The 7,230-nt window shown below is 72.1% G+C and carries 6 protein-coding genes; 1 reads left to right on the top strand and 5 read right to left on the bottom strand.

Annotated elements, in window-relative coordinates; genetic code table 11:
• Positions 1-69: 69 nt before the first annotated feature.
• Both ACXJKL_RS10310 and ACXJKL_RS10315 read right to left on the bottom strand, forming a co-directional pair.
• Positions 70-1,242 carry an ABC transporter ATP-binding protein gene (locus ACXJKL_RS10310; protein WP_457206968.1) on the bottom strand — a complete coding sequence of 391 codons (1,173 nt, stop codon included), beginning with the start codon at positions 1,240-1,242 and terminating at the stop codon, positions 70-72.
• Complete coding sequence (locus ACXJKL_RS10315) at positions 1,235-2,437, bottom strand: ABC transporter substrate-binding protein (RefSeq protein WP_457206969.1); 1,203 nt, start codon at positions 2,435-2,437, stop codon at positions 1,235-1,237. Before ACXJKL_RS10315 ends, ACXJKL_RS10310 begins: the two co-directional genes overlap by 8 nt.
• A gap of 181 nt (positions 2,438-2,618) precedes the next feature.
• Here ACXJKL_RS10315 and ACXJKL_RS10320 point away from each other — a divergent pair, with 181 nt between their 5' ends.
• Complete coding sequence (locus ACXJKL_RS10320) at positions 2,619-3,092, top strand: Lrp/AsnC family transcriptional regulator (protein WP_457206970.1); 474 nt, start codon at positions 2,619-2,621, stop codon at positions 3,090-3,092.
• A 364-nt stretch (positions 3,093-3,456) separates the two neighbouring features.
• Here the strand turns inward: ACXJKL_RS10320 and gabT are convergent, their stop codons facing one another.
• From gabT to ACXJKL_RS10335, 3 genes are all read right to left on the bottom strand, one after another.
• Positions 3,457-4,806 (bottom strand): 4-aminobutyrate--2-oxoglutarate transaminase, encoded by a 1,350-nt coding sequence (gene gabT, locus ACXJKL_RS10325; protein WP_457206971.1) that lies wholly within the window; start codon positions 4,804-4,806, stop codon positions 3,457-3,459.
• Positions 4,803-6,248: a flavin monoamine oxidase family protein gene (locus ACXJKL_RS10330; RefSeq protein ID WP_457206972.1), complete on the bottom strand. Its 1,446-nt coding sequence runs from the start codon at positions 6,246-6,248 to the stop codon at positions 4,803-4,805. The genes gabT and ACXJKL_RS10330 overlap by 4 nt, the downstream gene beginning before the upstream one ends.
• 95 nt (positions 6,249-6,343) lie before the next feature.
• On the bottom strand, positions 6,344-7,230 hold an 887-nt coding region (locus ACXJKL_RS10335; RefSeq protein WP_457206973.1), incomplete at its 5' end, for an amidohydrolase family protein.

The raw sequence follows: 7,230 nt of genomic DNA on the forward strand, positions 1-7,230 counted from the left end.
GGCAGGGGCCGGGGCCGGCGTCGCAGCCTGCGTCGTGTCGGGCGGCGCGACACCCGCGGTGCTGGTCACTCAGGCCCCCTCGCGCTCGGCGGCGCCGGCGCCGGCGTCCTGATCGCGGTCGAGGAGGAAGGCGTACTCCGGGCGCCAGGAGAGCTCGACCTGCTCGCCCTGCCGGAAGAGCCGGGTCCGGCCGGTGTTCTGCTGGAACACCCCCAGCTCCTGGCCCCACGGCATCCGTACGAGGTACTGCGTGCTGACCCCGACGAAGCTCACGTCGGTGACCACCCCGCCGCCGATGGTGTGGCCCGGAGCGTCGAGCTCCTCACCGGGCTCCCCGATGAGGACCTTCTCCGGGCGGATGCCGACCCAGCCGCGGTCGGAGTCGGTGTGCACACGAGCGGTGGGGACCGAGACGTCGATGCCGTGCATCGAGACGGTGGTGATGTCGGCTGCGCGTCGTCGCACGTCGCCCTCGATGAGGTTGGACTGGCCCAGGAAGTTGGCGACGAAGGTGCTGCGCGGGTTCTCGTAGAGCTCGGCCGGCGCGCCGAGCTGCTCGATCACGCCGCCGTTCATCACCGCGACCGTGTCGGCCATGGTCATCGCCTCCTCCTGGTCGTGGGTGACGTGGACGAACGTCCGGCCCACCTCGACCTGGATGCGCTTGACCTCGATCTGCATCGCGCGCCGGAGCTTGAGGTCGAGGGCGCCGAGCGGCTCGTCGAGCAGCAGCACCTCGGGGCTGTTGATGAGCGCCCGGGCGAGGGCCACCCGCTGCTGCTGGCCGCCGGAGAGCTGGGCCGGGCGCTTGTGGGCCTGCGACGTCAGCTCGACCAGCTCGAGCATCTCGCGCACCTGGGCGTCGACGTCCTTCACCCGGCGGCGGCGCAGCCCGAAGGCGACGTTCTCGAAGATGTCGAGGTGCGGGAAGAGTGCGTAGCTCTGGAAGACGGTGTTGACGGGCCGGCGGTACGGCTTGGCGCGGGTGACGTCGTTGCCCGCGAGCGTGATCGTCCCCGAGGTCGGCGTCTCCAGCCCGGCCACCATGCGCAGCGTCGTGGTCTTGCCGCAGCCGGACGGGCCGAGGAGCGCGAAGAACGATCCGCGCGGCACGTCGAGGTCGAGCGAGCGCACGGCCGTGAACCCGCCGAACTCCTTGGTCACCGCCCGCAGCCGCAGCCCGTCGTACGACGCATCGTCGCCGTCGCCGGCGGTGGGCGTCGTGGAGGTGTTGTCAGCCACCTGTGACATCGGACCAGTCCTTCTCGTATTCGGCGGCCTGGCGGTCGTCGAGCGGCATGAATGCAAAGGTCTGCTGGAGCGTCTCCGCGTCGGGGAAGATCAGGGTGTTGTCGACCAACGAGGGGTCGATCTTCTCCATCTCCTCGCGGGCTCCTTCGACCGGACAGATGTAGTTGACCCACGCAGCGAGCCGGGCGGCGACGGCGGGGTCGTAGTAGTGGTCGATCCATGCCTCGGCGTTGGTCTGGTGCTCCGCACCGTTGGGCACGAGCATGTTGTCGCTCCACAGCGCCAGGCCCTCCTCCGGCGTCACGAACCGGATGTCGGGGTTCTCGAACTGCAGCTGGATGACGTCACCGGACCAGGCCTCGCAGGCGACGATGTTGCCCGCGGCCAGGTCCTGGATGTACTCGTTGCCGGTGAACGCGCGCACCTGTCCGTCGCTGACGGCGCGGCGCACCCGGTCGATGGCGTCGTCCCACTCGTCCTGCTCGAAGTTCTCCGGGTCTGCGCCGACGACCTTGAGGGCGAACCCCATCGTGTCGCGCATCTCCGAGAGCAGCGTCACCCGGCCCGCCAGCTCGGGGTCGTCGAGGAGCTGGCTGAAGCTTGCGACCTCGCCGGTCTTCGCCGCGTTGTAGGCGATGCCGGTCAGGCCGGTCTGCCACGGCGCGTGATACGTCAGGTCGGGGTCCCAGGCGACGCCGCGCAGTGGCTCGATGAGGTTCGCGTGCAGGTTCGGCACGGCGGCCTTGTCCAGCGGCTGGATCCAGCCGAGGCTGATCATCCGCGCCGCCATCCAGTCGGTGAGCATGAAGAGGTCGCGGTCGACGGGCTCGCAGGAGCCGAGCTGGTTGCGGACCTTGGCGTAGAACTCGGAGTTGTCGTTGACGTCATCGGTGTACTCGATGGTGACCCCGGTCAGCTCCTCGAACGTGTCGCGGGTGTTGCCGGCGTCGCGGCGCGGGTCGATGTAGCCGGGCCAGTTGGAGACCACGACGCGCTTGTCCTGCGCCGAGCGGTCGGTCGCGGCGCACTCCGCGGGATCCTGCTGGGCGCCGTCCTGGCCGAAGAACGGCAGCACGGCCGCGCTGGCGCCCAGGAAGGCGACGCCGCCGACGCCTCGCAGGATCGTGCGCCGCGTGGCCGCCGAGCCTCGGGGGCCCGACGCGGCTGAGGTCGGTCTGGGTGTCATCCGGCTCCCGTCACGGCGCGCATCCACCATTTCTCTCGTCATTGGCGTGCTACGGATAGTGCCACCGCAACCCTGCCTCGGCAAGGAAAACCGTCGAAACGAAACCTCCCCGCAACGAAATCGCTTGTTTGACGGAGCGATTGCTTTGCCTTGACGGCCGCGCCCTGCCAGAGTTCGACCCATGACCCGCAACCAGGACAAGGCGTCGGTGCAGCTCGACGACGTCTCCAAGGCGATCATCGAGCAGCTCCAGCAGGACGGTCGCCGGTCGTACGCCGCGATCGGCAAGGTCGTGGGCCTCTCGGAGGCCGCCGTGCGCCAGCGGGTGCAGCGGCTCATCGACGGCGGGGTCATGCAGGTCGTGGCCGTCACCGACCCGCTCGAGCTCGGCTTCGCACGCCAGGCGATGGTCGGGGTGCGGGTCCAAGGACCCCTCGAGGCCGTCGCCGACGCGCTGTCGGCGCTCGACGAGGTCGACTACGTCGTGATCACCGCCGGGTCCTTCGACCTGCTCGTCGAGGTGGTGTGCGAGAGCGACGACCACCTGCTCGACCTCATCTCCTCGCGCATCCGCACCGTGGAGGGCGTGGTCGCCACCGAGACGTTCATGTACCTCAGCCTGCGCAAGCAGACGTACTCGTGGGGCGTGCGCTGAGCCGCTGAAGCGCGACCCGCAGCTGGCGGCCCGCGACGGGTCAGGAGCGGATCGAGCCGTCGTACGCCGCCAGTCGCCGCGCGCGCCGGAGGGCCACCCCGCCAGAGGTGCCCGGCCCCACCCGCGCCGGCCGCCGGCCGATGGGCCAGAGTGGCGGCCCGCGACAGCCTCAGGGCCGGTGCGGTCGTCGTACGCCGCCACCCTTGCGGCGCCGACCCGCACACTGGCGGCCCACGACAGGCCGGGGGCGCATCGAGCCGTCGTACGCCGCCAGCTGCCGCGGCCGACCCACGGCGCATGGCGTACGCCGCCAGTTACGGCCGCTCGAGGACGGGTGGGCCCCGGACGACCGACCCGGCGCGCCTCAGGCCGGGGCGCTCCCCGCGAACGCCGCGTCAAGCACGTCGAACGCCTCGTGCAGCTCGGCGTCCGAGATCGCCAGCGGCGGCAGGAACCGCAGCACGTTGCCGTAGGTGCCGCAGGTGAGCACGACGACGCCGTTGCGGTGGGCCTCGGCGGCCACCGCCTTCGCGGTCGCGGGGTCGGGGGTGGTGGTCCCGGGCTCGACCAGCTCGACGGCCATCATCGCGCCGCGACCGCGCACGTCGCCGATGCGGGGGTCCGCGGACCGGAGGCGCTCGAGGCGCTCGGTGAGGACGGCCTCCACCCGGCCGGCCCGCTCGACGAGTCCCTCCTCGAGGATCGTGTCCATGACGGCGAGCGCGGCGGCGCAGGCGAGCGGGTTGCCGCCGTACGTGCCCCCGAGCCCACCGACGTGGACTGCGTCCATCATCTGGGTGCGGCCGGTGACGGCCGAGAGCGGCAGGCCTCCGGCGATGCCCTTGGCGGTGACGATGAGGTCGGGCACGACGCCCTCGTGCTCCGAGGCGAACATCGCCCCGGTGCGGGCGAAGCCGGTCTGCACCTCGTCGGCGACGAAGACGACCCCGTTGGCCAGGCACCAGTCGGCCAGCGCGGGCAGGAACCCCGGAGCGGGCACGATGAAGCCGCCCTCGCCCTGGATSGGCTCGATGACGATGGCCGCGAGGTTGGCGGCGCCGACCTGCTTGTCGATGAGGTCGATGGCCCGGGCGGCCGCCTCCGCTCCCGTCAGGCCGCCGTCGCGGAACGGGTAGGACAGCGGCGCCCGGTAGACCTCGGACGCGAAGGGGCCGAAGCCGGACTTGTAGGGCATCGACTTGGCCGTCATCGCCATCGTGAGGTTGGTGCGCCCGTGGTAGGCGTGGTCGAAGGCGACGACCGCCTGCCGACCGGTGTGGGAGCGGGCGATCTTGACAGCGTTCTCCACCGCCTCGGCGCCGGAGTTGAAGAGCACGGTCCGCTTGTCGTGGTCGCCCGGGGTCAGGGCGTTGAGACGCTCGGCCACGGCGACGTAGCCCTCGTAGGGCGTGATCATGAAGCAGGTGTGGGTGAACGCCGCGACCTGCTCCTGCACGGCGGCCACGACACGGGGTGCGCTCGAGCCCACCGTGGTGACCGCGATCCCGGACCCGAGGTCGATCAGCACGTTGCCGTCGACGTCCTCCACCACGCCGCCGTGCGCGCGCACGGCGTACACCGGCATCGTGGTGCCGACCCCGGCGGCGACCGCGGCGACCTTGCGGGCGGCGAGCTCGCGCGACCGCGGGCCCGGGAGCTCGGTGAGGAGACGACGCGCGCTCGTGGCGGGACGGTGATCGGTGCTGCTGGTCATGATGGGGCTACCTCTCGGGAGTGCGCGGCGGAGCGGACCGATGACCTGGGTGCGGCGAGGATCCGCTGGGCCGCGGCCTCCCCCATGCGGATGCCGCCGTCGACGTGCTGGAAGCCGAGGCCGGCGATGTCGCTGCTCGCGAAGGACAGCCGACCGACGTCCTCGCGCGTCAACGGGCCGAAGCGGGTGAGGGACCCGGTCGCGAAGCTGGTGGCGTAGGCGCCGGCGGTCCACTCGTCATGCATCCAGGGGCTCTCGTAGTAGCCGACGGGGTGCAGTGCCTCGTCGCCGTAGTAGTCGCGGAGCGACTCCAGCACCCGGCGGCGGCGCTCGTCGGGCGTCAGGGCAAGCAGCTCGTCGGCCCGCTCGTCGGAGACGAAGCCGACCAGGGTGCCGCGGGTCTCGTCGGGCACGTCCTCGTTGGTGTTGTCGTAGGCCTCGTGCACGAGCGCGTAGGGGCTGAACGCGGTGCCGGAGAGCCCCGCGTCCCGCCAGAACGGGGTCTCGTAGGTGATGTGCAGCTTGATGACCAGCCCGAAGGACTGCTGCTGACGCATCTGCTGGTGCGCGGCAGGCAGGGCGGGGGTGAAGGCGATCCGGCCGACCAAGGTCGGGGGCACCGCGAGCAGCGCGTGCCGAGCGGTGAACGTCGTCCCGCCGGCGGACACGGTCACGCCGTCGTCGTCGTGGTCGATCGCGGTCACCGGCGTCCCGAGGCGTACGGCGTCGCCGAGGCGCTGCGCGAGCCGCAGCGGCACCTCCTGGAGGCCGCCCACGACCCGGCGGTCGAGGATGAAGTCGGCGTCGACGAGGTTGCTGAACCCGCCGGCGCTGGCAGCCATCAGGACCGCGGTGAGCGCGGAGAACGCGTGCGTGGGCTTGGTGAGCATCGCCGGCCCGACGTAGAGGGCGATGTTGTCGCGCGCCTCGGCGTCGTCGGTCCGACGCTCGAGCCACTCCGCGAAGGTGATCCGGTCGAGCTCGTCGGCGTCGGGGTGCCGCCAGGGCTGGAGCGGGTCCATGTCCTCGGCCAGCCGGTCCAGCTCCGCGGTGAGCCGATCGACCTCGGCGGCGGTCGCGGCGGGCACCGGGAAGGCGTCACCGGTGAAGGTGCGCCGTACGCCGTCGAGGCCGACGTAGACCGACTCGCCCTCACGATGGCGGGGGTACGTCGCGAGGTCGAGCTCGTGGAGCACGGCGAGCAGGGCCGTCTGGTCCGGGGACACCCACTGGCCCCCCACCTCGAGCCGGACACCGTCGACGTCGTCGGTCAGCAGGCGACCGCCGACCCGGTCCCGGGCCTCCAGCACGAGCACCGTCCGGCCGGCCTCACGGAGGCGGCGGGCCGCCGTGAGACCGGTGACGCCCGCACCGATGACCACGACGTCGACGTCGGGCTCGCCGTCGTGGTCATCGGCACCGGGCGGGGCGGGGTGAGTCATGGCGTCAGACTAGCGCGAGTCCACCGATTCCGTTGTGTCCGCGACCGTCGACCATCGAGATGCGCAGCAACGATGCCCGACGACTGTCGAAAGCCTCATCGGGCGAAGACGAGAGCGCCGTCGGCCCAGGTGTGGGTCACCCTCGTGCCGGCGATCGCGGCGGCGTCCGCGGCCAGGAGGTCGGCGTCCACGGCCACCACGTCGGCGGCGTACCCGACCTCGAGCCGGCCGGTGACGTCCTCGAGCCCGTTGAGGTACGCCGTGCCGGTGGTGTAGCCGGCCAGCGCCTCGACGACCGTGAGCGCCTCGTCCGGCAGCAGCGGCTCGGCCTCCGCGCCCTGGTCGGGGGCGCGACGGTTGACCGCGACGTGCATCCCCAGGAGCGGGTCGGCCGCGCTGACCGGCCAGTCGCTGCCGCAGGCGAGGTGGGCCCCCGCGCGCAGCAGCGACCCGAACACGTAGTGCTGCCGCCGGGCAGTCTCGGAGACGAAGGGCAGCGTGAGCTCCTCGACCGCCTGGTCGCGGCAGGCCCACAGCGGCTGCGCGTTGGCGGTGACGTCGAGCGCGGCGAACCGGGCCACGTCCGCCGGGTCGATGACCTGGAGGTGGGCGAGGTGGTGCCGGTTGCCGCGCGGCCCGTTGACGGTGTGGGCGTGCTCGACCGCGGCGAGGCTGTCGCGCACCGCCCGGTCGCCGAGGGCGTGGACGTGCACCTGGAAGTCCTCGGCGTCGAGCGCGGCGACGTACTCGCGCAGGTCGTCGGCGGCGATGAAGGACAGGCCGCTGTTGTCGGTGCGGTGGCCGTGCGCGTCGAGGTAGGGGTCGAGCATCGCCGCGGTGTGGGTCTCGCACACGCCGTCCTGCATGATCTTGACGCTGGTCGCGCGGACCCCGGCCCGGGCCGCGCGGCGCCTGCGCTCGACCAGCTCGGGCACCTGCTCCAGGCCGCGCTCGCGGTCCCACCACAGGGCCAGCACCACCT

This window comes from Nocardioides sp. P5_C9_2 (assembly GCF_054049555.1).

Bases quoted from the DNA above. Each gene is read 5' to 3' on its own strand.
- ACXJKL_RS10330 (WP_457206972.1), bottom strand. From the start codon at position 6,248: ATGACTCACCCCGCCCCGCCCGGTGCCGATGACCACGACGGCGAGCCC.
- ACXJKL_RS10320 (WP_457206970.1), top strand. From the start codon at position 2,619: ATGACCCGCAACCAGGACAAGGCGTCGGTGCAGCTCGACGACGTCTCC.
- ACXJKL_RS10315 (WP_457206969.1), bottom strand. From the start codon at position 2,437: ATGACACCCAGACCGACCTCAGCCGCGTCGGGCCCCCGAGGCTCGGCG.